General features: G+C 65.6%; 25 protein-coding genes. 15 read left to right on the top strand and 10 right to left on the bottom strand.

Annotated elements, in window-relative coordinates; translation table 11 throughout:
* The first annotated feature begins 57 nt into the window (after window positions 1–57).
* Window positions 58–1,020: a D-2-hydroxyacid dehydrogenase gene (locus DNK49_RS05305; protein WP_110523278.1), complete on the top strand. Its 963-nt coding sequence runs from the start codon at window positions 58–60 to the stop codon at window positions 1,018–1,020.
* 28 nt (window positions 1,021–1,048) lie between these two features.
* Here DNK49_RS05305 and yfiB read toward each other — a convergent pair whose 3' ends face one another.
* The 7 genes from yfiB to DNK49_RS05270 form a co-directional block, all read right to left on the bottom strand.
* Window positions 1,049–1,537, bottom strand: coding sequence for an outer membrane lipoprotein YfiB (gene yfiB / locus DNK49_RS05300; RefSeq protein WP_110523277.1), 489 nt, complete (start codon window positions 1,535–1,537; stop codon window positions 1,049–1,051).
* A gap of 2 nt (window positions 1,538–1,539) precedes the next feature.
* Window positions 1,540–2,796: a diguanylate cyclase DgcN/YfiN gene (gene dgcN, locus DNK49_RS05295; protein ID WP_110523276.1), complete on the bottom strand. Its 1,257-nt coding sequence runs from the start codon at window positions 2,794–2,796 to the stop codon at window positions 1,540–1,542.
* A gap of 2 nt (window positions 2,797–2,798) precedes the next feature.
* Window positions 2,799–3,344, bottom strand: coding sequence for a regulatory sequestration protein YfiR (yfiR, locus tag DNK49_RS05290; protein ID WP_110523275.1), 546 nt, complete (start codon window positions 3,342–3,344; stop codon window positions 2,799–2,801).
* A 117-nt stretch (window positions 3,345–3,461) separates the two neighbouring features.
* Entirely contained in the window at window positions 3,462–4,172 is a 711-nt protein-coding gene (locus DNK49_RS05285; protein ID WP_243632243.1) for a fumarylacetoacetate hydrolase family protein, read from the bottom strand.
* A 100-nt stretch (window positions 4,173–4,272) separates the two neighbouring features.
* On the bottom strand, window positions 4,273–5,115 hold the full coding sequence (locus DNK49_RS05280) for a Rossmann-like domain-containing protein (protein ID WP_110523273.1): 843 nt from the start codon (window positions 5,113–5,115) through the stop codon (window positions 4,273–4,275).
* Complete coding sequence (locus DNK49_RS05275) at window positions 5,112–6,653, bottom strand: VWA domain-containing protein (protein WP_110523272.1); 1,542 nt, start codon at window positions 6,651–6,653, stop codon at window positions 5,112–5,114. Before DNK49_RS05275 ends, DNK49_RS05280 begins: the two co-directional genes overlap by 4 nt.
* Window positions 6,650–8,122 carry an AAA family ATPase gene (locus DNK49_RS05270; RefSeq protein WP_243632242.1) on the bottom strand — a complete coding sequence of 491 codons (1,473 nt, stop codon included), beginning with the start codon at window positions 8,120–8,122 and terminating at the stop codon, window positions 6,650–6,652. The genes DNK49_RS05275 and DNK49_RS05270 overlap by 4 nt, the downstream gene beginning before the upstream one ends.
* Window positions 8,123–8,324: 202 nt before the next feature.
* Here DNK49_RS05270 and DNK49_RS05265 point away from each other — a divergent pair, with 202 nt between their 5' ends.
* From DNK49_RS05265 to DNK49_RS05250, 4 genes are all read left to right on the top strand, one after another.
* Window positions 8,325–9,497: an FIST signal transduction protein gene (locus DNK49_RS05265; protein WP_110523270.1), complete on the top strand. Its 1,173-nt coding sequence runs from the start codon at window positions 8,325–8,327 to the stop codon at window positions 9,495–9,497.
* A gap of 99 nt (window positions 9,498–9,596) precedes the next feature.
* Window positions 9,597–10,202 (top strand): DUF938 domain-containing protein, encoded by a 606-nt coding sequence (locus tag DNK49_RS05260; protein ID WP_110523269.1) that lies wholly within the window; start codon window positions 9,597–9,599, stop codon window positions 10,200–10,202.
* Window positions 10,203–10,319: 117 nt separating this feature from the next.
* Window positions 10,320–11,267 carry a lytic transglycosylase domain-containing protein gene (locus DNK49_RS05255; protein ID WP_110523268.1) on the top strand — a complete coding sequence of 316 codons (948 nt, stop codon included), beginning with the start codon at window positions 10,320–10,322 and terminating at the stop codon, window positions 11,265–11,267.
* A 189-nt stretch (window positions 11,268–11,456) separates the two neighbouring features.
* Window positions 11,457–12,395, top strand: coding sequence for a sensor domain-containing diguanylate cyclase (locus DNK49_RS05250; RefSeq protein ID WP_168952943.1), 939 nt, complete (start codon window positions 11,457–11,459; stop codon window positions 12,393–12,395).
* A gap of 72 nt (window positions 12,396–12,467) precedes the next feature.
* On the opposite strand, the gene DNK49_RS23905 is transcribed toward DNK49_RS05250, so the two are convergent.
* Entirely contained in the window at window positions 12,468–12,686 is a 219-nt protein-coding gene (locus DNK49_RS23905; protein ID WP_133255089.1) for a hypothetical protein, read from the bottom strand.
* Here DNK49_RS23905 and DNK49_RS05245 point away from each other — a divergent pair.
* On the top strand, window positions 12,685–13,146 hold the full coding sequence (locus tag DNK49_RS05245) for a c-type cytochrome (protein WP_110523266.1): 462 nt from the start codon (window positions 12,685–12,687) through the stop codon (window positions 13,144–13,146). The two genes, DNK49_RS23905 and DNK49_RS05245, sit on opposite strands and share 2 nt — an antisense overlap.
* Window positions 13,147–13,244: 98 nt before the next feature.
* Here the strand turns inward: DNK49_RS05245 and DNK49_RS05240 are convergent, their stop codons facing one another.
* Window positions 13,245–15,239 carry a UvrD-helicase domain-containing protein gene (locus DNK49_RS05240; RefSeq protein ID WP_110523265.1) on the bottom strand — a complete coding sequence of 665 codons (1,995 nt, stop codon included), beginning with the start codon at window positions 15,237–15,239 and terminating at the stop codon, window positions 13,245–13,247.
* Window positions 15,240–15,327: 88 nt separating this feature from the next.
* Window positions 15,328–16,077 carry a GntR family transcriptional regulator gene (locus tag DNK49_RS05235; protein WP_110523264.1) on the bottom strand — a complete coding sequence of 250 codons (750 nt, stop codon included), beginning with the start codon at window positions 16,075–16,077 and terminating at the stop codon, window positions 15,328–15,330.
* 565 nt (window positions 16,078–16,642) lie between these two features.
* On the opposite strand from DNK49_RS05235, the gene DNK49_RS05230 reads away from it, so the two are divergent.
* From DNK49_RS05230 to DNK49_RS05190, 9 genes are all read left to right on the top strand, one after another.
* Window positions 16,643–17,965 carry an aromatic ring-hydroxylating dioxygenase subunit alpha gene (locus DNK49_RS05230; protein WP_110523263.1) on the top strand — a complete coding sequence of 441 codons (1,323 nt, stop codon included), beginning with the start codon at window positions 16,643–16,645 and terminating at the stop codon, window positions 17,963–17,965.
* Between the two features lie 15 nt (window positions 17,966–17,980).
* Window positions 17,981–19,420 (top strand): glutamine synthetase family protein, encoded by a 1,440-nt coding sequence (locus DNK49_RS05225; protein ID WP_110523262.1) that lies wholly within the window; start codon window positions 17,981–17,983, stop codon window positions 19,418–19,420.
* 2 nt (window positions 19,421–19,422) lie between these two features.
* Complete coding sequence (locus tag DNK49_RS05220) at window positions 19,423–19,746, top strand: 2Fe-2S iron-sulfur cluster-binding protein (protein WP_110523261.1); 324 nt, start codon at window positions 19,423–19,425, stop codon at window positions 19,744–19,746.
* On the top strand, window positions 19,743–20,993 hold the full coding sequence (locus DNK49_RS05215; protein ID WP_110523260.1) for an NAD(P)/FAD-dependent oxidoreductase: 1,251 nt from the start codon (window positions 19,743–19,745) through the stop codon (window positions 20,991–20,993). The genes DNK49_RS05220 and DNK49_RS05215 overlap by 4 nt, the downstream gene beginning before the upstream one ends.
* 99 nt (window positions 20,994–21,092) lie before the next feature.
* Window positions 21,093–22,274: an ABC transporter substrate-binding protein gene (locus tag DNK49_RS05210; protein WP_110523259.1), complete on the top strand. Its 1,182-nt coding sequence runs from the start codon at window positions 21,093–21,095 to the stop codon at window positions 22,272–22,274.
* Between the two features lie 57 nt (window positions 22,275–22,331).
* Complete coding sequence (locus DNK49_RS05205) at window positions 22,332–23,189, top strand: branched-chain amino acid ABC transporter permease (RefSeq protein WP_110523258.1); 858 nt, start codon at window positions 22,332–22,334, stop codon at window positions 23,187–23,189.
* 1 nt (window position 23,190) lies between these two features.
* Window positions 23,191–24,150: a branched-chain amino acid ABC transporter permease gene (locus DNK49_RS05200; RefSeq protein ID WP_110523257.1), complete on the top strand. Its 960-nt coding sequence runs from the start codon at window positions 23,191–23,193 to the stop codon at window positions 24,148–24,150.
* Window positions 24,147–24,920, top strand: a complete 774-nt coding sequence (locus DNK49_RS05195) for an ABC transporter ATP-binding protein (protein WP_207806889.1) — start codon at window positions 24,147–24,149, stop codon at window positions 24,918–24,920. The genes DNK49_RS05200 and DNK49_RS05195 overlap by 4 nt, the downstream gene beginning before the upstream one ends.
* The gene (locus DNK49_RS05190) at window positions 24,913–25,683 is read left to right on the top strand and encodes an ABC transporter ATP-binding protein (RefSeq protein WP_110523255.1); all 771 of its coding nucleotides are present in this window, start codon (window positions 24,913–24,915) and stop codon (window positions 25,681–25,683) included. The genes DNK49_RS05195 and DNK49_RS05190 overlap by 8 nt, the downstream gene beginning before the upstream one ends.
* The last annotated feature ends 59 nt before the right edge of the window (window positions 25,684–25,742 follow it).

The raw sequence follows: 25,742 nt of genomic DNA, 5'->3' as shown, positions 1-25,742 counted from the left end.
CACCTTGACCCTGTGGGGCGCCCGGGCGCCCCGCCCCCTTTCCGTTTGCCGAACGTCATGCACAAGATCGTCTTTCTCGACCGCGATACCCTGGCCCCGCACATCCGGCTGCGCCGCCCGGCCTTTGCCCACGACTGGGTGGAGCATCCGCGCACGGCCCCGGCGCAGTTGCTCGAACGCCTGGCGGACGCGACCATCGTCATCACCAACAAGGTGCCGCTGCGGGCCGAACTGCTGGCGCAACTGCCCGCACTGCGCCTGGTGGCAGTCGCCGCGACCGGGACCGATTGTGTGGACAAGGCGGCCTGCGCGGCGCAGGACATCGCGGTATGCAATATCCGCGGCTATTCGGTGGATACCGTGCCGGAACACGTGTTCGCGCTGATCCTGGCCCTGCGCCGCAATCTGCTCGCCTACCGGGAGGATGTGCTTGCCGGTGAATGGCAGCGCGCAGCGCAGTTCTGCTTTTTCAACCACCCGATCCGCGATCTGCGCGGCACCCGGCTGGGCATCATCGGCAAAGGCCTGCTCGGCGAGCGGGTGGCGGCGCTGGGCCGCGCCTTTGGCATGGAACCGGTGTTCGCCGCGCGCAAGGGCTGCGCGCCCGCCGAGGGCTACACCGCCTTTGACGAAGTGCTGGCCACCAGTTCGGTGCTGAGCCTGCATTGCCCGCTGACCGCCAGCACCCGCAACCTGATCGGCATGGCCGAGTTCCGCGCCATGTCGTGCACACCCTTGCTGATCAACACCGCACGCGGCGGTCTGGTCAATGAAACCGACCTGGTACGGGCGCTGGACGAAGGCTTGATCAGCGGCGCCGGCTTCGACGTCACCGATGGCGAGCCACCCGCCGACGACAATCCGCTGCTGCAGGCCGCCGCCCGCCGCAACGTGATCCTGACCCCGCATGTGGCCTGGGCCTCGGACGAGGCCCAGCAGACGCTGGCCGATCAGCTGATCGAGAATATCGAATTGTTTGTCGGGGGCACACCGCGCAACCTGGTCAAGGCGACCGACTGAAGGCCACCGACGCGCCAATCGCGGGCCATCAGCCAGCCGGTACGATCAGGACCACCCGCCGGTTCTGGGCACGTCCCTCCGCCGTGGCGTTGTCGGCAATCGGGCGCTCGCTGCCGCGCCCGCGCACCACGATATGGTCGTAAGGAATGCCATAGGCGGTAAAGGCGCGTGCCACTGACGCGGCACGCCGCAGGGACAGCTCACGGTTGTAGCGTGCATCTCCGGTGTTGTCGGCATGCCCCTCGACGGTCAGCCGGTCGATATCGACCGACTTCAGCGCCAGCGCCACCCGCTCGATGATGTCGCGGGTCTGATGGGTCAGGGCCGCGTTATCCGTTTCGAACAGCAGGCGACCGTCCAGGTCCAGGCTCCAGGTGTCCCCCGTCTGGCCAAAGCCGACGCGTTCCAGGACCGCAATCTGTGCTTCAGTCAGCCCGCCCCGCAAAGGCGGTGAATTCTGGCAGCCGGCAGCAGCAAACAAGGCCGCGACAACCATCAGCAAGCGAATCAGTTTCATCTTCACGGCTCCATTCGTACATCAGGCGAGTAGGTACAGGCACGCCCTCGCCCCAGGCGCTTGGCTTCGTACATGGCGTGATCCGCCGCTTGCAGCAGCAATTCATCACTGCTCGCATGATCGGGATAGACGGCAATGCCGATACTGACGCCAAGTTCGATATCGACGCCGTCGGCCAGTCGCAGACCACGGGTCATCGCCATAAGGATCTTGTCGGCAACCCGCTGCGCATCGCCAACGTCCCGCAACGGCGCAAGCAGCACCGCGAACTCGTCTCCGCCCAGACGCGCCACCAGATCGCTCTCGCGCACCGCACCGCGAATCCGTCGCGCCACATCGATCAGCAAGGCATCGCCGGCAGCATGACCGAAGCGATCATTGATCGACTTGAAACGGTCGTTGTCGAGGTACAGCACGCCCACGTGCGAGCCCGATGCGGCCGCCTCCGTCAGTGCCTGTTTCAGCAGGGTGGCGAAACGGGCACGATTGGCCATGCCGGTCAGGCTGTCGTGATCGGCCAGATGCTGCAGCGACTGGTTGGCGCGCTCGAGGCGCAGTTGGCGATCGACAAGTTCGGCATTGCGCAGCTGGATTTCTGCCAGCAGGGCATTGAAGTCCTGCCCCAGGGCGTCGAACTCTTCGATCTCGAAGGTTGGCAGCCTGCGCTCGAACTGTCCGTCGAGGCGCAGCGTGTGGGCCATGCCCGCAAGCGCATCGAGCTCCGCCAGGATACGGCCCTCGGTGCGTCTGGCCAGCACCTTGGCCACCAGTGCGGCCAAGCCCAGGCTGAGCAGCAATACGCCGAGGACACGGAAGAACAGAACCACGAACACCTTGCCATCACCGCGCAACTCGACGCGGCCCAGCACTTGCTGCCCGCTGACCACTTCGGCCCGCACGCCGTGGGACACAAACGCGCCGTCCATCTGCGTGCCCAGGCGATGCAGGGGTTCACCCGATGCGTTGCGCGCATAGGCGAAGGTCTCGCCATCGACCCGGCGAACGGCGACTTCGACCAGCCCCTCGCGCACTGCAATCTGGCTCAGGATTTCATCGGCGGTCTGCTTGTCGCCGAACAGCACCGCAGCCTCGACCGAATAGGCCACGGTCCGGGCGATGCGGTCCAGGTTGTCCTCAACCTGCGCGCGCAATGCCAGGAAGGCAACGGCCGCGAGGGCAACGCCACCCAGCACGATGGCAAAGAGTGTCGAGCGAAAATACGTCTGACGCAGCGCGGCAAACAGTGTGGAGCGAGCCATGTTCAGACACCCTGACCACGCAACTGGCGGGAGATGCGCAGGACCTGCGGATTGACCCGCAAGGTGCTGCGCGAGATGGCGTCGAGATTGGCCGAGAATCGGATCTCCCCATCGACGACGTCCAGGCAGAACATGCCACCATCGGAGCAGAACTCGGCGCCTTCACCCAGCGTCAGCACCGGCTTGCCGGCAAGCTGACGCAGCAGCGCCTCGACCGTCTCGGCGGACATGTTGCCAAAATAGACGAGGTCACAGTCGGCAATATCGGGACGGGCAGGATCGAGCTCACGCAGCGTCAATGGGGTTTCGGACTGCACCCGGTTTGCATGCAGCCTGACGGATTCCGCCAGATCGCCGTCACCGATGACACACATACGCAGGGGCAGCGGCGCTTCCGGCCACCGCGTGTAGCCAGCGATGCCCATCACTGTCGCCCCCGCGGCCAGCGGATTTCTTGCCAGGCGCTCGTCTCCATGCCACTGGCCCTGCACAAGTGCTGGCAGGATCAGCAGCGAGAAGGAGACCAGCAAATGCCGGCAGGATGGCATGGAGGCGGAGATCGCGGAGTCAGCGGGCACAGGCAGGACGGGCGCATGTCACACGCGCCGGTACGTAGGAGCAGGCGTCAGTGTAGTGCACTCGACGGGTAGAACAAACGCATTCGGTCACACCGGGGGGCCGATTTCCACCGAGAGAGTCGCAACGCCATCCACCCCGCCATGCAGACGGTCGCCAACCTGGACGGCGCCGACGCCGGCCGGGGTGCCGGTGTAGATCAGATCGCCGGCTTCGAGCCGGAAGTAACGCGACATGTGCGCGACCAGTTCGGCCACCGGCCAGATCATGTCGGCCAGATCGCCACGCTGGCGCGGCTGACCATTGACCTCGAGCCAGATCGCGCCTTGCGCGGGATGGCCGATGCGCGCCGCCGGCAGGATGGCCGAGCACGGTGCGGCGCCATCGAAGGCCTTGCCGATTTCCCACGGCCGCCCCAGGCGCTTGGCCTCGGCCTGCAGGTCGCGCCGGGTCATGTCGAGCCCGACGGCATAGCCGAAGACGTGCTCGAGCGCGGCAGCCGGGGCGATGTTGCTGCCACCGCGACCGATCGCCACCACCAGTTCGATCTCGTGGTGCAGATCCTGCGTCTGCACCGGATACGGCAGCAGCGCACCGTCGGGCAGCAGGCTGTCGGCCTGCTTGGTGAAGAAGAAGGGCGGCTCGCGGTCGGGGTCATGCCCCATTTCACGCGCGTGGTCGGCATAGTTGCGGCCGATGCAATACACCCGCCGCACGGGAAAGCGGTCGGTACTGCCATCGATCGCCACACTGGGGATGGTGGGCGGAAACAGGAACGGGTTGGAATCGGGCTGGCTCACTGCGGAGGTCTCCATCAATCAGGGCCGCATGGCAGCGGCAGGCGGTGGACCCTAACGCCAAACCCGGGGTGACGCCAGATCCAGGGTCGGCAGCGGAACATCACGCCAGCAAGGCGTCCAGCCCGGGGTAGTGCCCGCGCTCGATGGCAAACTTCCAGCCATGACCGCTCCAGCCCTCGCCGCGACGCAAGGCGTCGACAAAAGCCGGGCCATCGGCAATCCAGTTGCCCCCCATCAGCGTGACCCCATGGGCGAACAAGGCGTCCGGCAGGCAACCCGCCCCTGGCCCGATCAGCGCAAAGTGGCGAGCCGACGAGGCGGCCTTCAACATGCGCTCCAGGCTGCCGTTGATCAGGGTGGAGGCGGTACACAGCACTTTGGGACAGCTGCCAAGGGCCGCCGGATCGAGGGTGACGGTACAGTCGGGATGTTCACCCACCAGCGCGGCATCGAGCTCAAGCACCACCAGACGGGCGCCGACCTCGGCAATGCGTTTTGCCAGCGGCCGGAAGTAGCCGACCATGCCAATGCGCTCGCCCGGCTGCGGATCGACCTGGCCGATGGAGTCGGTGCTGCGCGGCGGGACATAGCCGGCACGGTCGAAGACATGGCGGCTCAGGGCGTTGATCGCCGCCAGGCCGAGCGTACGCACCAGCCCTTGTCCGCCGACCGCGGCCCGCGCAAGCACCAGCGGATCGCTGCCGGCCAGCCCCAGCCCCGGCGTTTCGGCATGCAAGCGGGCCAGGGTGTCGTCGAGCAGGACATAAGCCAGCCCGAGGGCGCCGTCCTCGAGTTCAAGCGCACAGAACTCGCCCCGGTCGCGCGCGGTGTCGTTGGGTGCATCCAGCGGTGGCAGGTGCAGCGCCCGCACGCGGGGCAGTGGATGATGGGCGGCGACACGCGCCAGGCCGGCCAGCAGTTCGGTTTCGAGGGTCGTGCTCATGTTGGGGTTGACTCCTTGCGGCCGGCGCGCACCGCACGTGCGGCGGCCTCGCCATCCAGGGTTGCGGCGCGGTTCTGCGCCGAACGCAGCGCACCGGGGAAATACAGCGCGGTGAGCCGGCGGTCGTGCACCGGCGAGGCCGCACTGGAGCCGCCAAAGCGGCGCCAGTCACGCACCCAGAACACGTCGTCGGCCAGCTCGGCGAGGCCGACGGTTTCGCGGTCGCCGATCAGGACCCCCTGCACCCGCAGGCCCTGCGTCGTCTTGGCCTGCAGGACCGCGGCGGCAAGTGCGGGGGTGGCACCGAACTCACCGTCGGACGCAATCATCAGGTCGGCCTGTTGCCAGCCCGACTCGCCCAGGCGGACCAGCGCGCGTTCCAGCGGCAGGCAGATGTCGGTCCCCCCGCGGAAAGCCTGGCCGATGAAGTCCACCAGCCGGGTCAGGCCGGCACTGTCAAAGCCCAGCGTCAGCTCGACCACCTCATCCGGCCCCCCAAAAGCGTACACATGGCAGGCACGACGCTGCGCATGGGCGATGCGCGCGGCCTCCAGCACCACCGCCTTGGCGACCGCTTCGGCACCGCCGCGCATGGATGCCGAGGTGTCCACGCAGATCATCATCGGCCCCATTTCGCGCCGCGGCCGAGGCTGCGGCAGCGTGGCGGGCTGCGGACGCGGGAGCGGTTCGAGCAGACAATCGTCGTCCTCGTAGCACAGCAGGGTGCGCTCGGCGCGGCGGGCGTGCCACACCAGACGCAGCCGGGGATGGCCGAGCAGCATGGCCTCGGCGGGCAGCATGCGGGCAATCCGGTCGGCGCGCTGCACGCCGCGGGTCTCGCCCGGCAGATCGGGCACGCGCAGACGGCGCTGCACCATGCGCGGCACCGGCAGGGGCTGGGGCGCCTGGTTTCCGGTGCTCGACTCTTCCGCCTGGGCGGTGCAGTCTCGATCACGCCCGAGGCCGGCAATCAAGGCGGACAAGCCGGGCAGGTCCTCGATCAGGCGGCGGATGCGCACGGCGGCCTGCCAGCCCTCGCTGCGCAGCAGACCGCGCACCACATCCCAGCGCATGTTCTTGAGCTCGCCCAGATCGCCCAGCACCTCGGTCAGCGCATCGACCAGGGCAGTGCGCTCGCGCCAGTCATCGGCAAAAGCCTCCAGCGCCATGGCCTGTGCACGTTCGGGGCTGGCACCGCGGTCGCGGTAGTCGGGGATCAGGTCCAGGTGCCATAGCAAGGCACGCAAGACCTGTTCGGCCAACTCGGCCTTGCCGTGGCAGAAGGCTGGCAAGCCCAGGTGCTGCAGCATGTCCGTGATGGCATGCGCCAGCCCGGATGAGGGCCAGCCCGGCTGTGATGGCACGGTGCCGGCAATCAGGGCCTGGCGCCAGGTTTCGAGTGCGGCCGGACGATCCAGCCAACGGCCGTGGGAGTGCACCAGGGTCCACAACCACAGGCCACGGGGCAAGGGGTCGAGCGCCAGCAGTGGCGCCTCGAGGGCTTCAAACAGGCGAGGGGGTGGCGCAGCCGGCTTCATCCCGCCGCACGTCTCGCCGGTGCTGCAGAGCCGGCCTCAGCCCGCGCGGCCGCCTCGATGGGCGCCGGACGGGCGCCGTCAATCGGGCCGTCGGGCCCGAGCAAGCGCGGCAGCGCCTCGAAACCGGCGCGCGCCTGCGCGCACCGCGCCTGCCATGAAGCCAGCTCGACCGCCGTGGCCTGCAACTGCGCATCCGCACGCGCCACGAAGGCCGGATCGACCCACAGGCTGGCCCCCAGTTGGTCGGCCAGCAGACGCCGTTCCACCGCGAGCACCCCGGCATAGGCGGTGATCTGGTCGCGCAGCGCATCGAGCTGGACCAAGCGCGCCTCGACATGCAACCGGCCATAGCGGCGCTGCCGGGTGTGGCGCATGCGCAGGGCGTGGCGCCCCCCCTTGGCGTCGGTGACCGCATCGTCGATCGCCGCTTCGTGTTCGCCCAGGCGCAGGCGGCCGGACTCGTCGTAATCGAGGTCGTTGGCGTTCTGTTCGGCCTCCAGCTGGGCCTCGAAGGCCTCCACCACCCGCAGCAGTCGCAGGGGCTCGGCATCCGGCCCCATTCCCAGGCGGGCACACAGCCAGTCCTCGATCTGGCTCGCGGTGGCGGCATCGGCCGCCAGGCACCAGGGCAGCAGCCACAGGTCCCAGCGCCCGATCTCGTCGCGCCCGTCGCTGGCGGCCGCCATCTGCAGCAGGCCGACGATCTTGACCCAGCGCCGGTCGGAGACATGCACCTGCCCGGCGCGCAGGTGCTCGCGCAGCTCGCCCAGCAGCGCGAGGGCGTCCTCACCCAGCGTCACCGCAGCCGCAGCGGCCTGCAGCTGCCGCAGCTCGACCTCGTCCAGCCCCGGGCAAGGGGTGTCGAGCGGTGCCTGCAGGCGCAGCAAGCGGGCAAAACCGTGGGCGCTGACCGGCTCGACCTGCAGCCGCAGCAGGAAACGGTCGAAGAAGGCCTCGCCCACTTCATCGTCGGGCACGGTGTTGGTCGCGCCGATGACGCTGATCAAGGGGCAGCGCAGGCGCACCGCGCCGTTGTCGAACTCGCGCTCGTTGAGCAGCGTCAGCAAGGCATTGAGGATCGCACTATTGGCCTTGAACACCTCGTCGATGAAGGCAATCGTCGCCTCGGGCAGATAGCCGGCGGTATGGCGCTCGTAACGGTCGGCCTCGAGCGCGCTGATCGACAAGGGCCCGAACAGCTCTTCCGGCACGGTGAAGCGGGTGAGCAGGCGTTCAAAGTACTGGCCCCCGGCAAAGGCGCGATGCAGGCGCCGCGCCAGTTCGCTCTTGGCCGTGCCCGGCGGGCCGATGAGCAGGGTGTGCTCGCCTGCCAGCGCACCCAGCAAGGCCAGCCGGACGACCCGGCCGCGCTCCACCAGGCCTTGTTCGAGCACTTCGAGCAGGGCCTTCAGCCGCCGCTGCAACATGCCGCCCCCAAGCCGGGCATCTACGCCTACACTTTGATTCATGCATCCCCTCCCGACATCCGTGTCGGCAATGATGATCCCTTGAGGCCCCTGCCCGGGGCCTTGATTCGGCTCAATCGCCCTCATCGGGCAGGCCAGTGGCGAGGACGGGGGCGTACTTCGCCCGCGCCGACGCAACTCGAACTAAACGCCTCGGTCGTCGCGATGTCAAACCCGGACCCCAAGCTGAAGAGCGTACGCGAACATGGCCTCACCCTCCTTCATCTCCGCCCACGCAGCCCACGCCGACTGGCAAGCCGCGCTGGCGCGCTGTTTCGAACAACTGGCCCATGCTGTTGCCAAACCCGCCATGGTGGCCAGGCACACACTCGGCTGGTGCTACATCACCGACCCCTTTGCACGCTCGGCCAATGACATCCTGGCACAGTTGCAGCACCGTCTGCCCGACACGCACTGGGTTGGTACCGTCGGCCAGGGCATTGCGGCCAGCGGTACCGAGTACTTCGACCAGCCCGCCATCGTGCTGATGCTGGCCGAGCTGCCCAAGGATGCCTTCCGCCTGTTCTCCGGCCGCCAACCGCTACGACCTGACGCCTTTCCAGCCCATACCGCATTGGTCCATGCGGACGCGACCACACCCGATCTGCAGGACCTGCTGCCGGAGCTGGCCGAACGCACGCGCAGCGGCTATCTGTTTGGCGGCCTGTCGTCGGCGCGTCGCAGCCCGGTTCAGTTTGCCGATGCGGTGCTGACCGGTGGCTTGTCCGGCGTGGCGTTCGACGAGCGGGTGGGCATCGTGTCGCGGGTGACACAGGGTTGTCAGCCCATCGGCCCCACCCGGCGCATCACCCGGGCCGAGAACAACGTCGTGATCACCCTGGATGGCGTACCGGCCCTGGCCTGTGTGTTGCAGGACCTGGGGCTGGCAAGCGACCTGGCCACCGAAGACATGGCCTCGGCGCTGTCGACCACGCTGGTTGGCCTGAGCGCGGGCCATGACGGGGCGGACTCGCACGCGGCCAGCCGTTTCGGCACCGACACCCTGGTGCGCCACATCGTCGGGCTGGATCCGCGGGCCCGTGTGCTGGCCATCGGCGACACCGTCCAGACCGGGTCGCAGCTGGCGTTCTGCCGACGCGACCCGGCGGTGGCCCTGGCCGATGTCAGCCGCATCGCCCGCGAGATCCAGGCCGACCTGGGGCGCCGTGATCTGCATGTGGCCGGCGCCCACTACGTCAGCTGCGTGGGCCGCGGCGGCCCTCACTTCGGCTCACCCAATGCCGAGTTGCGGGCGATCCGGGCGGTACTCGGCGATGTACCGCTGGCCGGCTTCTTTGCCGGCGGCGAGATCGCCAATGACCGGCTGTACGGTTACACCGGCGTGCTGACGGTGTTCACCGCGGCCGGCCGACGCTGACACCGGACAGGCCGGATCCGGCAGGCACGGCCGGGCTTTGCCCGGTGCGGCATTGCCGCTACAGTCGCGGGTCCGGCCACTCCAATCACATCCCGACGCATGAAGCCTGATCTGCGCCAGTTCGCACCCGCCACCGAACGTAACCGCGACTACATCCTGCCCATCCTGCAACGGCTGATTGCGCCCGGCGCCAGCGTGCTGGAGATCGGCAGCGGCACGGGCGAACATGCGGTGTACTTCGCCCGTGCGCTTGAGCAGGTGCGCTGGCATCCCACCGAGATGAATCCGCACGGACTGGCGTCGATTGCGGCCTGGATCGAGCATGCGAAGGCAAGCAACATCAGCCCCCCACAGTTGCTGGACGTGATGCAGCCCAGCTGGCCGGTGACCCAGGCCGATGCCATCGTCTGCATCAACATGATTCATTACTCGCCCTGGGAGGCAACGCCTGCCCTGTTTGCCGGTGCAGCTCGCACCCTGTCGCAGGGTGGCGTGCTGTACTGCTACGGTCCCTATCGCCGTCATGGCGGCCATACCGCGCCCAGCAACGAGGACTTTGACGCCTGGCTGAAAAGCCTGGATCCGCGCTTCGGTGTGCGCGATGTCGAAATGGTCGAGATCGAAGCCGAGCGCCACGGCCTGAGGCTGGAAGCGTTGATCCCGATGCCGGCAAACAACTTCAGCCTGGTGTTCAGACGCGCCTGAGCAATGCAGGCGCACAGTGCGGATCAGGATCCGATGCAGTTGTTGCGGTCACCCGTCACGAGGACGATGAGCAGCTTTCGATAGAATTCCGCCATCTATCACCCCGCGTGACGCACCATGCCCCTTGTAACCGGTCTGCGACGTCTTTGCCAATGTCTGGCGCTGGGCAGCCTTGCGCTGGCCTTGCAGACCGCCCAGGCCAGCGGCACCAACCCCGAAGGCGCACCCGAATGGACCGACGAGCCCCCGGTGCTGGCACGCCTGATCGAGGACGGCTATCGGGCCGAAACGCGCGGCATGGTGCAGCTTGCAGCCACACGCTACTGCGCCGCCGCACGGCACGGCAGTGTCGAAGGCCAGTTCCTGCTTGGGCGGTTGCTGTTGCAGAACCGCAAGATGAACGCAGAGCGCCAGCGGGCCCCCGCGTTGCTGGCCATGGCCTCGCGCCAGGGCCATGCACGCGCCGAACGCCTGCTGCTGGAAGCCATGCGCCCGGATGTCCCCTTTGGCGACGCCCCACCAGACTGCATGTTGTCGGACGAAGCACCCGCACTGGCCGACAATGGCGAGGCCGTTCCCCCAGAAGTACTAGAGCGCTTCGTGCGCGCCCTGTCAGCCGAACGGCGTAGCCATGCGCAGATGATCCAGCGCCTGGCACCGAAGTTTGGCATCGACCCCGGACTGGCGTTGGCGATTGCCCGAACCGAGTCGAACTTCGATGCCCTGGCACGCTCGCCCAAGAACGCGCAGGGGCTGATGCAATTGATCCCCGAGACAGCGGCACGGTTCGGCGTGCGCGACATTCTTGACCCCGAACAGAACATCCGCGGCGGCCTGGCCTACCTGCGCTGGCTGCTGAACCGCTTCGAGGGCGATGTCGCGCTGGCCGCTGCGGCCTACAACGCTGGCGAGGGGGCTGTCGATCGTCATGGCGGCATCCCGCCGTACGCAGAGACCCGCGCCTATGTCGAACGTATTCTGGCGTTTTATCGTGCATCGCACCATCCGGTGCGCCAGAAGAGTGCCGACGCCAGCCCCCATTTCCAAGCTGCGCGCGGCGTTTAGGCCCACTCACACAAGAAAACCTCACTTGCAATCGGGCGATTCCGGGAGGATAGTTGTAGCCCTCGCGGGCAGATAACTACAACGATGTATACAAACCCTGGCACAACTCCGGCTGACCAGGTCTCGATTCCGGACATTCAGACGGAGGGCGGCGTATGCGCCTCTGCGGGCTTCATGCTTGCAGAAGGTGTGGATCGGTGCCCAATTCCGATTTTCGTGCTCAACCACGAGCACAGCATCCTGCACTGGAACCGTGCGCTGGCCAGCCTGTCCGGCCACCCTGCCGAGGCAATGATCGGCACCCAGTTGCAATGGCAGGCCTTCTACCCCAGCGCCCGGCCGACGCTGGCCGACCTGATCCTGGAGGGAGCACTCGAAGGCGACGTCGATCGCTTCTATCACGGCAAGTTCCGGCGCTCGCAGCTGATCGAAGGCGCTTTCGAGGCGGAAGACTTCTTTCCCGAAATCGGCACCGAAGGGCGCTGGCTGTTCTTCACCGCCGCCCCGCTGCGGAATGCGGAGGGGCACACGGTCGGCGCAATCGAGACCTTGCAGGACGTCACCGAGCAGAAGCGCGCCGAGCAGGCCCTGCGCGACAGCGAAAAACGCTACCGCCTGCTCAGCATCACCGATGCCCTGACCGGCCTGTACAACTCGCGCCACTTCTTCTCCAACCTGCAGTCGGAATGCGAGCGCGCCAGCCGCTATCACCAACCGCTGTCCCTGCTGTTGCTGGATGCGGACAACTTCAAGCAGCTCAACGATACCCACGGCCACCTGGAAGGCGATCACGTGCTGCAGGCACTGGCACGGGTCATCCTGCTGTGCGTACGCAGCACCGATTCGGCCTTTCGCTACGGCGGCGAGGAATTTGCCGTGCTGTTGCCCGGCACCTCGCTTGATGCGGCCACCCAGCTTGCAAATCGATTGTGCGAGATGTTTGCCTCCACCCCGCTCCAACTGTCGTCCAGTGCGGTGATCCGGTGCACGGTCAGCGTCGGGGTGTCGGAATATCAGCCCGGAGAAAAGCCCTCGGCCTTCATGCGCCGAGCGGATGAAGGCATTTACGAGGCCAAACGGCTTGGCCGCAATCGCGTCGTTCCGATCTCCCATCGCGGAGAAGACTGAGTCGCGTCCGCACCTGCGGCGCGCAAGTTTGCTGCATGACCGCATGCGGTCATGCGCTGGCCTCGTAGGGTCTTAGGTGATAAAATCTCGCCCTGTTTGCGGGGTCTTTACCCCGTTGCCAGGTTGTGCGGGCTCCGGTGCCGCCGATCCTGCAGGCAGGTTCAGGCACGCCGAGCGTTGCGCTGCACATGCCAACCGCTTCAGCAGAACCGCTTCAATGGCGGTTTTTTTGTGATTGGGGAATTTTTCCACCTTTTTGCTTTGCCTTGCGCCAGTCAAAGGATCCAGCATGTCGGAACATCGCGCCCACCTCGCCGCCCAGCGGCCCAACCGCTTCGCCCTGCCTGTTGTCGCCATGGCGGCAGTCGCACTGCTGGCCGGCTGTGGCCAGAAGAGCTCCGTCGACCACGAGCTGACTGCCGAGCTGATCCAGCCGGTCGCCAAGCTCGAGATCAAGGTTTCCAAGATCGCCCCGGGCAGCCGCACCGGCGAGCAGATCTACAAGTCGATCTGCGCCGCCTGTCATGACTCGGCCGCGCTTGGCGCACCCAAGACCGGCGACGCCGGTGCCTGGGGCCCTCGCCTGGGCCTGGGCTTCAACGGCCTGACCGCCTCGGTGATCAATGGCAAGGGCGCGATGCCCGCCCGTGGTGGCGGCGCCGACCTGACCGATACCGAAGTCAAGCGCGCCGTGGCTCACCTGGCCAACCTGGCCGGTGCAAACTTCACCGAGCCCCCGGTCGAGCAGTAAGCCCCCGGCCTGATCAACACCCGGGCAACACTCCAAAGGCAGCTTCGGCTGCCTTTGTTGTTTCTGCCCCACGCCAGCCCCGGATACGTGACCCGGCCTCAAGCGCCGGGCTTGCGCGCCTCCAGCATCGCCCACAGATTGGCCGCGCGCGCCTTGCCATCCTCCTTGGAAACCGGCGTATTGCTCTTGCGGTCGTTCATCCGGATATCTCCGCCCATTTCGGCGATGAAGCGGGACGGCTCGCACACCCGGCTCTCCTTCCCCGCCTTGCGTCGCTCGCACCAGGTGATGTTCAGGCTGCGCTGCGCACGGGTGATGCCCACGTACATCAAGCGCCGCTCTTCCTCGACCTTGTCTTCGTCGATGCTGCTCTGGTGCGGCAGCAGGCCCTCTTCCACACCGATCAGGAACACATGCGGAAATTCCAGCCCCTTGGACGCATGCAGGGTGGCAAGCTGGACGCCGTCGAAATCGGGGTCTTCCTTGTCCAGCATCGAGATCAGCGCAATGGTCTGGGTCAGCTCGATCAGGTTCTTGCCATCCTCCTCACCCTTGCGCCCCAGCCAGCCGACAAAGTCGCGCACATTGCTCCACTTCGACTCCGCCTCGCGGGTGTCGCAGTGTTCGAACAGCCAGGCCTCGTAGCGGATTGCCGCCAGCAGGTCTTCCAGCAATTGCGCGGCAGGCTCGCGCGTCGCGCGATACTGCATGCGGTTGATGAAGCCGGCAAACTGCTGCACGCTTTCGAGCTGCTTGGCATTGAGATGCTGAGTCACCCCCTCTTCGAACACCGCAGCAAACAGGCTGATGTGGCGATGGCCGGAGTAGTTGCCCAGCGCCTCGATGGTAGCGGCCCCCACGCCACGCCGCGGCACCGTGATCGCACGAATGAAGGCCAGGTCGTCATCCTCGTTCATCAGCAAGCGCAGGTAGGAGATGAGGTCGCGGATCTCGGGCTTGTCGAAAAAGCTCTGCCCGCCCGACATGACATAGGGAATGTGCTGGTTGCGTAGTTGCTGTTCGATGACGCGCGCCTGGTGGTTGCCACGATAGAGGATGGCGTAGTCCTTGAAGCGGGTGCGGTTCTCGAACTTGTGGGCATTGATCTTCATCGCCACCCACTCGGCCTCGTGCTCGGCATCGCGGCAATTGGTGACGACGATCTGCTCGCCAATGCCGTGCTCGGACCACAGGCGCTTGTCGAACAGCTTCTCGTTGTTGGCGATCACGGTATTGGCGGCCTCGAGGATGCGCCGCGACGAGCGGTAGTTCTGCTCGAGCTTGATCACCTTGAGCTTTGGGTAATCGACCTGCAACTGGCGCAGGTTCTCCACATCCGCGCCACGCCAGGCGTAGATCGCCTGATCGTCGTCCCCCACCGCAGTGAAGGCGCCGCGCACCCCCGATAGCAGCCGCAACAGACGGTACTGCGCGCGGTTGGTGTCCTGGTACTCGTCCACCAGCAGATAGCGCAACTTGTTCTGCCAGCGCTCGCGGACTTCGGGGTTTTCGTCGAAAAGGCGGACCGGCAGCGAGATCAGGTCGTCGAAGTCCACCGCCTGGTAGGCGCGCAGCGTGCGCTCGTACTCCTTGTAAAGCAGCGCCGCGGTGGAGGCGATCTCGTTGTCGGCCAGTTGCGCGGCCTCTTCCGGGGTGATCATCGCGTTCTTCCACGACGAGATCTGCCATTGCATCTGCTTGGCAATGCCCTTGTCGTTGTCGCCAGCCACGTCGGACACGATCTGCACCGTATCCGAGGCGTCGAGAATGGAAAACTGCGGCTTCAGCCCGCAGTGCTTGGCCTCCTGCCGGATGATGCGCACCCCCAGCGCGTGGAAGGTGCAGACCGTCAGCCCGGTCGGCGCCCGCCCGCCCATCAGGTGGGCCACCCGCTCCTGCATCTCCTTCGCCGCCTTGTTGGTGAAGGTGATCGCCGCAATATTGGACGGACTGAGCCCGCATTCGGTGATCAGGTGCGCGATCTTCTGCGTGATCACCCGCGTCTTGCCACTGCCCGCCCCGGCCAGCACCAGACAGGGGCCGTTGAGGTAATGGATGGCTTCGCGTTGAGGGGCGTTGAGCAAGGCTGACATCGAATCGGGGCACCGAAAAAACAATGCCGCCCGAGCAGGCGGCAGGGGACGAGTTTACCCGATCGTCAGCGATCGCGCCGCCAGGCCGTCATGGCCTGTTTGCCGACACCAGCCGCATTGCCGGCATCAAGCCGGCCATCTTGTCGGCGTGCTCGAGCGCCGAGTCGACGTTCATGCGTGCGATCTCGACGTGCTCCTGAGCCAGCGCCTGTGCCCGCGCACCTTGCCCGCGCGTGATGGCATCGACCAGGGCGTGGTGCTGGCGGTGCGCCAGGCGCATCCAGCGCTGCCCCTCCTCGTCACGCGCCGACTGCATCGGCAAGGTTGCACTGGCCGCCGCAAAGGGCTGGCCATTGAGCGTCTCTAGCGAGCGGATCAGTGCCGAGTTGCCACACCCCTGCACCAGCAGTTCATGGAAGCGGTTGTTCATCTCCTGATAGCTGGCGTAGTCGTCGAGGTCCATGGTCGGCTTGTCCACCGCCTCGTCGCCCTGCTCCAGGCAGGCCTGCAGGTCACGCATCAACTGCCTGGGCGCGCCGCGCTCGGCCAGCAGCCGTGCAGCCATGCCTTCGAGCACACCGCGGACCTCGATCGCATCGGACACCTCCTGCGCGGTGAAGCGCCGCATCTGGTAGCCCCCACCGGCAAGCGGTTCGATCAAGCCTTCGTGCTGCAAGGTCGCCAGCGCGAGCCGTACCGGCGTGCGCGACGCCTCCAGACGCTCGGATAGCGGAATCTCGGCCAGACGCTCACCCGGGGCAAACACGCCCTTGAGGATCATGTCGCGCAACTGCACGAGGACACGGGACTGCTGCGACTGAGGGGATTGCGTCTGCATGATGGGTAGGCCTCCTGTGGGCCGGACTGACTGCCTGCACTCATTGTATGCAATAGATCACCCGCTTGACCAATTGTCCACATCGCCACCGGCAGGGCGCGCTTTCACCACACTGGTGCGTCGACGCGGACCACACCCCATAACAGTGCCATGCCACTGCAAAAAATCATCAAAAGATCAAAAACATATCCCCATGAAGCGCATCGCGGCGCAGAACCGGCCCGGCAAGCATCTGATTGACAAGTAAATTATTACCACCGTTGGATAACTGCCACGATCTGGATCAGTTCTTGCACACAGAAAAAACCATACCCTGCCAAACGATCATCAGTTGCATGCAATCAAGAGCAAGCCCCGATTTTCATCAGACAGTATCGAAACACTACAAAACTTCACTAAATATCTGTTTTTTAACTTAATAACCAGCCATCACGCACCAATACCTGCCTCGATCGATGCAAACCATCAGCAGAAAAGTGAAGCGAATTCGTTGACCTGCATCAAGTTTTGGTTAATCTTGAATACCATTGTATGCAATTGCAGACACCATCCCAGGAGAACGCCCTTGATCAGTGCAGAGCAAAACGATTTCATCACCCGCGTCGGTCCCGGAACCCCTGCAGGCGCGCTGTTGCGCCGCTATTGGCAACCGATTGCGCTGGTGGAAGAGCTTGAGGAAAAGCGGCCGGTACGTGCGGTACGCCTGATGGGCCAGGACTTTGTCCTGTTCCGCGACGAGAAGGGCGAACTGGGCTTGCTCGACCGCGACTGTCCGCACCGTGGCGCGGATCTGGCGTTCGGGCGTCTCGAAGACGGGGGTCTGCGCTGCCCTTTCCACGGCTGGTTGTTCGACGTGAAGGGCACCTGTCTGGAAACGCCGGCCGAGCCGGCAGGCAGCAAGCTGTGCACCCGCATCAAGCAGTCCGCCTACCCGGTGGTGGAGAAGAGCGGCATCATCTTCGCCTACATCGGCGAAGGCGAACCGCCGGCCTTCCCGGCGTTCGACTGTTTCGTCGCACCGGACACCCATGTGTTCGCGTTCAAGGGGCTGTTCGAATGCAACTGGCTGCAGGCGCTGGAAGTGGGTATCGACCCCGCGCACGCCTCCTACCTGCATCGCTTTTTCCAGGACGAAAGCACCGAGGCCAGCTATGGCAAGCAGTTCCGTGGTGCCTCCAATGACTCGGACATGCCGATCACCAAGGTGCTGCGCGAGTTCGACCGTCCGGACATCGCGGTGGAAAGCGCCGATTACGGGCTGCGCCTGACGTCGCTGCGCAAGCTCAGCGAGGAGAGCACGCACGTTCGCGTCACCAATGTGGTGTTCCCGCAGGCTTTCGTGATTCCGATGAGCTCGGAGATGACGATCTCGCAATGGCATGTGCCGGTCGATGATACCCACTGCTACTGGTACGCGATCTTCACCAGCTTTACCGGCCCGGTGAACAAGCAGCAGATGCGTGACCAGCGCCTGGAACTCTATGAGCTGCCGGATTACACCTCGCGCAAGAACAAGCGCAACAACTACGGCTACAACATCGACGAGCAGTTGAACGAGACCTACACCGGCATGGGCAACGACATCAACGTCCATGACCAGTGGGCGATCGAGTCCCAGGGGCCGATCCAGGATCGCACCCGCGAACACCTCGGCACCACCGACAAGGGCATCATCGCCTACCGCCGCCTGCTGGTGAGTGCGATCGAAGCGACCCAGGCCGGCCAGCCGGCACCGATGCTGATCAATGCCGACCAGGCCGCCGCCTTCAGCGGACCGCCTTCGATCGACGGCGTCAGCCCCAGCGACCGGACCGCGACCTATTGCAAGGACGCCGACCGCAAGCGCCGCGAGCAGTCGTCGTGGGCCGCCGCGCGCCTGACCGACTGAGGACGGAACCCGACCATGAGCAGTTTCGTCGATCGTTTCGATCTCTGGTCGCCGGCGCAGGCCGAAGCCGCCGAGGCACTGATCCGCCGGATCGATGCCGAGGGGCTCGAGCTCGTGCGCTTTGCTTACCCCGACCAGCATGGCGTGCTGCGCGGCAAGACCCTGGTGGCAGCGGCCGCCCGGGACGCGCTGCGCGAAGGGGTCAACATGACCACCACCCTGCTCGCCAAGGACACGTCGCACAAGACCGTGTTCCCGGTGTTTTCCAGCGGCGGCGGCTTTGACTTCGAAGGCATGCAGGGTGGCGCCGATTTCACCATGGTGGCGGACCCGGAGACCTTCCGGGTGCTGCCGTGGGCGCACAAGACCGGCTGGGTGCTGTGCGACGCCTATATGGCCGACGGCCGTCCGTCGCCGCTGTCCTCAAGACAGATCCTGCGACGCGCGATCGGGCAGCTCGATGAGTTCGGGCTGGATTTCGTCGCCGGGCTGGAGGTCGAGTTCCATGTGTTCCGCCTCGACGATCCACGCATGGCACTGGGTGACTCGGGTCAGCCGGGCACCCCGCCGAGCGTGTCGCTGCTGTCGCATGGTCACCAGTACCTGACCGAGCAGCGTTACGACGATGTCGACGGCGTCATGGAGTTGCTGCGGCATCACATCCAGGGGCTGGGCCTGCCGCTGCGATCGCTGGAAATCGAGTTCGGCCCCAGCCAGTTCGAACTGACCTTCGGCCCGACCATCGGCCTCGCCCCCGCCGATGCGATGGTGCTGCTACGTAGCGCGGTCAAGCAGATCTGCCGCCGCCACGGTTATCACGCCACCTTCATGTGCCGGCCCAAGATCCCCAATGTGATGTCGAGTGGCTGGCATCTGCATCAGTCGCTGCGCAGCAAGCGCGACGGCCACAACGTGTTCGTGCCGACACAGGCTGGCGACGACCTCAGCGCCACCGGCCGCCACTATCTGGCGGGTCTGCTGGCACACGCCAGCGGCTCGGCGGTGCTCGCCAGTCCGACGATCAATGGCTACCGCCGCTACCGTCCATTTTCGCTGGCCCCGGACCGCGCACTGTGGGCGCGCGACAACCGCGGGGCAATGCTCAGGGTGCTGGGCGGGGTCGGTCAGGCCGCCACGCGGATCGAGAACCGCATTGGCGAACCGGCCGCCAATCCCTATCTGTACCTGGCGTCGCAGTTGTTCTCCGGTCTCGATGGGCTGCGCCGCCAGCTCGAGCCGGGACCGTCAGCCGACACGCCCTACGACACGGCCGCCCCGGCCCTGCCACGCACGCTGGGCGATGCACTGGACGCATTGCGCAGCGATGACTACCTGTGCGAACAGCTTGGCCCGCGCTTCGTGAGCTATCTGTGCCACATCAAGGAGGCCGAGCTGGCCCGTTTCAACCTCGAGGTCTCCGAGTGGGAGCACCGCGAGTATTTCGAGATGTTCTGACCATGCCTACGATCCACTTTGTCCTCAAGGACGGCAACACCCGCAGCGTCGACGCCCCGATCGGCCAGAGCGTGATGGAAGCCGCCATCCTCAACAATGTACGCGGCATCGATGCCGAATGCGGCGGCTGCGCCTCCTGTGCGACCTGTCATGTGTATGTGGACCCGGCTTACTTCGAGCGCCTGCCCGAGCCCGACGACATGGAGCGCGAACTGCTCGAAGGGGTTGCTGCCGAGCGCCGCCCGACCAGCCGCCTGAGCTGTCAGATTGCGCTGGTGGCCGAGCTAGACGGCCTGGTGATCCACGTACCGGCCACCCAGGCATGAGTCCCCTTTCCAGCACGCCCCCGACCCTGGCCATTGTCGGCGCGTCGTATGCCGGCGTGCAGCTTGCTGCGAGCGCACGCGATGCCGGGTTTGACGGACGCATCCTGATGTTCGGCGACGAGCCCCACCTGCCCTACCAGCGGCCACCACTGTCGAAAGGGCTGCTCACCGGCAAGACCACGGTGGCGGCGCTGGCGTTGAAGTCGGCCGACTTCTACCGCGAAGCCCGCATCGAGCACGTCCCCGACATGCGGGTGAGCCACATCGATCCGGCGGCCCATCGTCTGACACTGGCCGACGGCAGCACGCTGGCCTGGGACTGGCTGGCGCTCGCCACCGGCGCACGCTGCCGAGCGCTGCCAATGCCGGGAGCCGGACTGCAGGGCGTGCATGCGCTGCGTTCGCTGGACGATGCCCTGGCGCTTGACGAAGCCGCGCACAAGGGCAAGCGCGTGTGCGTCATCGGCGGCGGATTCATCGGCCTGGAAGTTGCCGCCGCGCTGGCCGGTCGTGGCCTGGAGGTGACGGTGGTCGAACTAGGGTCACGCCTGCTCAGCCGGGCAGTGACGCCGGAGATCAGCCGCTTCGTTGCCAGCCTGCATGCCGCACACTGCGTACGGGTGCTGTGCAACAGCGCGGTACAGGCCATCCACGGCCATGCTGGCAAGGTCAGCGCGGTGGAGCTGGAAAGTGGCGAATGTCTGGGCTGTGATCTGGTGGTGGCCGGCATCGGTGTCGTGCCCAACGACGAGCTGGCCCGCGCCGCCGGCATCGTCTGCGCAAACGGGATTGTCACCGATGCGCTCGGACGGACGTCGGCACCCGGCGTGCTCGCCATCGGTGACTGCGCCGCCACCCCCAACCCTCATGCGGCAGAACCGGACACTCCGCTGCGTCTCGAGTCGATCCAGGTCGCCAACGATCTTGCCCGCGCCGCCGCCAGCCTGATTGCCGGCCAGCCACAGGCGTGCATCGCGGTGCCGTGGTTCTGGAGCGACCAGTACGACGCCAAGTTGCAGATGGCCGGACTGATGTCGCCGACGGACGACGTCGTGGTTCGCGGTGATCCGGCTTCAGGTCGTTTCAGCGTGTTCTGCCTGCGCGATGGCTGCATCGCCGCGGTGCAGACCGTCAGCCGGCCGGCCGATCACATGCTGGGCCGCAAGCTGGTGGCAGCAAGGACGGCAATTGCCGCCGACACGCTGGCCGACCCGGACTTCGACCCCCGGACGCTGATACCTCGATAAACCTGCCATCGACTCGCACGACCAGGCACACACAAGAAAAGCACGCTTCGCATCACCCCCCCAACACCGCCCCGGCGGTCCCCTCGTGGAGATACTGCAATGCTGAAGAAGACCCCCGTAATCGCCGCCCTTGCACTGGCCTGTGGCCTGCTCGGCACCCCGGCGCAGGCCGATGAGACCCTGCGCATCGGTGTGATCGCCTCCTACTCCGGTCCGTATGCCGACTATGGCCGCCAGTTCGACGCCGGCATCCAGCTCTACCTCAAGGAGCACGGGGGCAAGATTGCCGGCAAGAAGGTCGAGATCATCAAGAAGGACACCGCCGGGCCGGCACCGGATGCGGCCAAGCGCTTTGCCCAGGAGCTGATCGTGCGCGACAAGGTCAGCTTCATCACCGGCCTGGACTTCAGCCCCAATGCCTACGCGCTGGCACCGATCGTGACCCAGGCCAAGGTGCCGACCGTGGTGATGAATGCCTCATCCTCCGCGATCACCACCAGCTCGCCCTACATCGCCCGCGTGTCCTTCACCGTGCAGCAGGTGTCGGCGCCGATGGCCACCTGGCTGCTCAAGCAGGGGGTCAAGGAAACCTATGTGGTGGTTGCCGACTATGCGTCCGGCACCGATGCCCATACCGCATTCGAGCAGGCTTTCGCGATGGGCGGCGGCAAGGTGGTGGGTAGTGTCCGCACGCCGATGAACAACCCGGACTTCTCGGCCTATGTGCAGCGGATCAAGGACGCCAAGCCCGAGTCGGTGTTCTTCTTCTTTCCCTCCGGCGTGATGCCGCCCGCCTTCCTGAAGGCGTGGAAGGAGCGCGGCATGGAAGAAGCCGGCATCAAGCTCTTCGCCACCGGCGAAGCGACCGACGACAGCTACCTCGAGGCCACCGGCGACGCCGCACTGGGCCTGATCACCAGCCACCACTATTCCTACGCGCACAAGTCGGAGAAGAATCAGAAGTTCGTGAAGGACTTCTACGACACCTTCGGCAAGTCGATGCGCCCGAGCTACTTCGCGATCACCGCCTACGATGGCATGGCAGCGATTGCCGGCGCCCTGCAGAAGACTGGCGGCGATGTCAGTGGCGACAAGGTGATGGCCGCACTGAAGGGCCTGCAGTTCGAGAGCCCGCGCGGCCCGATCGAGATCGACGCTGCCACGGGTGACATTGTGCAGACCGTGTACATCCGCCGGACAGAGCGGGTCGGTGGCGAGTTGGTCAACGTCGAGTTCGACCAGTTCGACAAGGTCAAGGACCCCGCCAAGGCGGCCAAGTAATGGTGCGGGCCCGCCCACGGCGGGCCCTGTCTTCCTCCCGCAACCCGTGGAGTCCCAATGGGCATCGTGATCTTCGACGGCATCGCCTACGGCATGCTGCTCTTCCTCATTGCGGTCGGACTATCGGTCACGATGGGTCTGATGAGCTTCGTCAACCTCGCACATGGCGCATTCGCCATGATCGGTGGCTATGCGGCGGTGACCGCAATGAACCAGTTCGGTCTGGGCTTCTTCCCGGCGCTGGTGGCCAGCTTCGTCGCCGCCGCGCTGGTGGGTGGCGTGCTGGAATTCACCCTCTATCGCCGCCTTTATCGTGCTCATCCGCTGGATCAGGTGCTGTTGTCGATCGGCCTGGTGTTCGTCTCGGTCGCGGTATTCACCTACTTCTTCGGGCCGACGATACAAGCCTTCTCGCCCCCGGAAAGCCTGACCGGCAGCATGTCGCTGATGGGGCTGGAAGTGGGCCGCTACCGGCTGTTCCTGATCGTCTGCGGCTTTGCCATCCTCGCCGGCCTGCTGCTGGTGCTCAATCGCACGCGCTACGGCGCCATGGTTCGCGCCGCGGTCGACAATCAACGCGTTGCGCGCGGCACCGGCATTCATGTGCAGCGTCTGTTCTTCCTGACCTTTGCGTTCGGCTGTGGCCTGGCCGGACTGGGCGGCGCACTGAGCCTGGGCATCCTGGGGCTGGAGCCCAGCTTTGCGCTGAAATATCTGATCTTCTTCCTGATCGTGGTCTGCGTCGGTGGCGCCGGCACCATCATCGGCCCCTTCGTCGCCGCACTGCTGGTAGGCATCGTCGATGTGGCCGGCAAGTACTACCTGCCCGAGCTTGGCGCCTTCCTGATCTATGTGTTCATGGTGATCACGCTGCTCGTCCGACCCAACGGCCTGATTCCACGCAAGGGGCTATGACATGAAAAGCCTTTCCCTGACTCCAGGCCAGCTGACCGGGCTTGAGGCCGCCTTCTGGCTGCTGCTGGCCAGCAGCTTCTGGCTGATGCCGGATCACCTGACCCTGCTCAGCCAGATCCTGATCCTGGGCCTGTTCGCGGTTTCACTCGATCTGGCGCTGGGCTATGCCGGCATCCTGACCGTCGGCCATGCGGCATTCTTCGGTTGCGGGGCTTATGCCGCAGGGCTGCTGGCAAAGCACGGCTGGGGCGAACCCTTCTCCGGCCTGTTGCTTGCCTTGCTGGTCTGCGCCGCGCTGGGCTATGCACTGAGCTACCTGATCGTGCGCGGCGCCGATCTGACCCGACTGATGATCACCATTGGGGTCTGCGTGCTGTTCGGCGAGCTTGCCAACCGCCTGTCCGGCATCACCGGCGGTACCGACGGCCTGCAGGGCATCGTCATTGATCCGGTGCTGGGCCTGTTCGAATTCGACCTGTGGGGCAAGACGGCCTTCGTCTACGCCTTTGTCGTCGTGCTGGCGATGTTCCTGATGACCCGGCTGATCGTCAGTTCGCCCTTCGGCCTTGCCTTGCGCGGCATACACGACAGCCGCAAACGCATGCAGGCGATCGGCTCGCCGGTGGCCGCGCGTCTGCGCATGGCTTATTGCTTTTCGGCGGCGCTTGCCGGAGTGGCCGGTGCGCTGATGGCACAGACCTCGCAGTTTGTCGGCATCGAAGCGCTCAGCTTCAACCGCTCTGCCGAGATCCTGATCATTCTCGTACTCGGTGGTACTGGCCGGCTTTATGGGGGCCTGATTGGCGCCATTGTCTATATGCTGGTCCATGACTGGTTTGCGGATCTGAACCCGCAGTACTGGATGTTCTGGCTCGGCATCTTCCTCATCGTCGTGGTCATGGTCGGCCGCGGCGGCATCATGGGCGCGCTGTCGCGTCTCGTCCGGATCAGGAGGGCATGATGGCAGCAGCAACGCTCCGTACCCACGACCTCGGCATCCGTTTCGGTGCCTTCCGCGCGGTCGACGGCGTCAACCTGACGCTGGAGCCCGGCGCACGACAGGCCCTGATCGGCCCCAATGGTGCGGGTAAAACCACGCTGATCAACCTGTTGACCGGCGTCTACCGCCCGACAAGCGGACGCATCCAGCTGGGCGACAAGGACATTACCGCACTGTCCTGCGACCAGCGGGCGCGGATCGGACTGGTGCGCACCTTCCAGATCAATACCCTGTTTCCCAGCCTGACCCCCTTGCTGTCGGTAGTGCTGGCCATCAGCGAGCGCGACGGCCTGGGTGCCACCTGGTGGCGACCGCTGCGCCGCTGCACGGCAGCGTTTGACGAAGCCCACGCCTTGCTCGCACGGTTGCGCCTCGACCCGCTGGCCGATACCCCGGTGGCGGAGTTGGCCTATGGCAAACAGCGCCTGCTCGAAATCGCGCTGGCGCTGGCGGCCAGACCCAGCATCCTGCTGCTGGACGAACCCGCAGCCGGCGTCCCTGCGGGCGAGAGCGGCGAGTTGTTCGAGGTCGTCGCCGAACTGCCCGACGACATCAGCATCCTGTTCATCGAGCATGACATGGATCTGGTGTTCCGCTTTTCCAATCGTATTTCGGTACTGGTCGCCGGCGAGATCCTGACCGAAGGCACACCCGCTGAGATTTCCGACGATCCCCGCGTACGCGAGGTCTACCTCGGTAGCGGCACCCACGCAGGAGAAGCCCATGTCTGAACTGCTTGCCTTTGATCAGGTCACCGCCGGCTATGGTGATGCAGTGGTCCTGGACCGCATGAGCTTTTCGCTGGAAGCGGGCAAGAGCCTGGCCATCCTCGGTCGCAACGGCGTCGGCAAGACCACGCTGCTGGAAACGCTGATGGGTCATACCCGGGTGATGAGCGGATCGATCCGCTGGAATGGCCAGGACATCACCCGCATGCCGTCCCACCGCCGTGCACGCAGCGGGCTGGGCTGGGTGCCACAGGAACGCGAGGTGTTTCCGTCCCTGACCGTGGAGGAAAATCTGACTGTCGTCGCCACGCCCGGGCCGTGGAACCTGAAGCGGGTGTACGAACTGTTTCCCCGCCTGCAGGAGCGGCGGAGCAACTATGGCAATCAACTGTCCGGCGGCGAGCAGCAGATGCTGGCCATCGGTCGGGCACTGATGACCAACCCGAAACTGCTGTTGCTGGACGAACCGATGGAAGGCCTGGCGCCCATCATCGTGGAGGAACTGGCCCTGGTGGTGAAGCTGCTGTGTGAAAGCGAGGGGCTGGCGTCGGTGGTGGTCGAACAGCATCCGGTGCTGACTCTGTCGATGACGCATCATGCCATCGTGCTCGAACGCGGCCAGGTGGTCCATGCCGGCCACAGCCAGGCGCTCGCCGAGGACACGCACTTGCTGCATGGCCTGCTCGGTGTCGGCCAACGTCCGCAACCGAGCAGGCCATCGATGGATGCGCCGGCAGGCTACACCCTGCTTCCGCAGGGCGCCTGACACCGGCCATTCGACCGCATGCCCTCCGCTCGTTACGTTACGATCAGAGGACCGACAAC

Source organism: Parazoarcus communis SWub3 = DSM 12120, from assembly GCF_003226565.1.
GTDB classification, from domain to species: Bacteria; Pseudomonadota; Gammaproteobacteria; order Burkholderiales; family Rhodocyclaceae; genus Parazoarcus; species Parazoarcus communis.
This window is presented reverse-complemented; position numbering and strand designations above follow the sequence as displayed.

Coding starts and splice junctions, on each gene's coding strand:
- DNK49_RS05305 (WP_110523278.1), top strand. CDS start 58: ATGCACAAGATCGTCTTTCTCGACCGCGATACCCTGGCCCCGCACATC.
- yfiB (WP_110523277.1), bottom strand. CDS start 1,537: ATGAAACTGATTCGCTTGCTGATGGTTGTCGCGGCCTTGTTTGCTGCT.
- dgcN (WP_110523276.1), bottom strand. CDS start 2,796: ATGGCTCGCTCCACACTGTTTGCCGCGCTGCGTCAGACGTATTTTCGC.
- yfiR (WP_110523275.1), bottom strand. CDS start 3,344: ATGCCATCCTGCCGGCATTTGCTGGTCTCCTTCTCGCTGCTGATCCTG.
- DNK49_RS05280 (WP_110523273.1), bottom strand. CDS start 5,115: ATGAGCACGACCCTCGAAACCGAACTGCTGGCCGGCCTGGCGCGTGTC.
- DNK49_RS05275 (WP_110523272.1), bottom strand. CDS start 6,653: ATGAAGCCGGCTGCGCCACCCCCTCGCCTGTTTGAAGCCCTCGAGGCG.
- DNK49_RS05270 (WP_243632242.1), bottom strand. CDS start 8,122: ATGAATCAAAGTGTAGGCGTAGATGCCCGGCTTGGGGGCGGCATGTTG.
- DNK49_RS05265 (WP_110523270.1), top strand. CDS start 8,325: ATGGCCTCACCCTCCTTCATCTCCGCCCACGCAGCCCACGCCGACTGG.
- DNK49_RS05260 (WP_110523269.1), top strand. CDS start 9,597: ATGAAGCCTGATCTGCGCCAGTTCGCACCCGCCACCGAACGTAACCGC.
- DNK49_RS05255 (WP_110523268.1), top strand. CDS start 10,320: ATGCCCCTTGTAACCGGTCTGCGACGTCTTTGCCAATGTCTGGCGCTG.
- DNK49_RS05245 (WP_110523266.1), top strand. CDS start 12,685: ATGTCGGAACATCGCGCCCACCTCGCCGCCCAGCGGCCCAACCGCTTC.
- DNK49_RS23905 (WP_133255089.1), bottom strand. CDS start 12,686: ATGCTGGATCCTTTGACTGGCGCAAGGCAAAGCAAAAAGGTGGAAAAA.
- DNK49_RS05240 (WP_110523265.1), bottom strand. CDS start 15,239: ATGTCAGCCTTGCTCAACGCCCCTCAACGCGAAGCCATCCATTACCTC.
- DNK49_RS05235 (WP_110523264.1), bottom strand. CDS start 16,077: ATGCAGACGCAATCCCCTCAGTCGCAGCAGTCCCGTGTCCTCGTGCAG.
- DNK49_RS05225 (WP_110523262.1), top strand. CDS start 17,981: ATGAGCAGTTTCGTCGATCGTTTCGATCTCTGGTCGCCGGCGCAGGCC.
- DNK49_RS05220 (WP_110523261.1), top strand. CDS start 19,423: ATGCCTACGATCCACTTTGTCCTCAAGGACGGCAACACCCGCAGCGTC.
- DNK49_RS05215 (WP_110523260.1), top strand. CDS start 19,743: ATGAGTCCCCTTTCCAGCACGCCCCCGACCCTGGCCATTGTCGGCGCG.
- DNK49_RS05210 (WP_110523259.1), top strand. CDS start 21,093: ATGCTGAAGAAGACCCCCGTAATCGCCGCCCTTGCACTGGCCTGTGGC.
- DNK49_RS05205 (WP_110523258.1), top strand. CDS start 22,332: ATGGGCATCGTGATCTTCGACGGCATCGCCTACGGCATGCTGCTCTTC.
- DNK49_RS05200 (WP_110523257.1), top strand. CDS start 23,191: ATGAAAAGCCTTTCCCTGACTCCAGGCCAGCTGACCGGGCTTGAGGCC.
- DNK49_RS05195 (WP_207806889.1), top strand. CDS start 24,147: ATGATGGCAGCAGCAACGCTCCGTACCCACGACCTCGGCATCCGTTTC.
- DNK49_RS05190 (WP_110523255.1), top strand. CDS start 24,913: ATGTCTGAACTGCTTGCCTTTGATCAGGTCACCGCCGGCTATGGTGAT.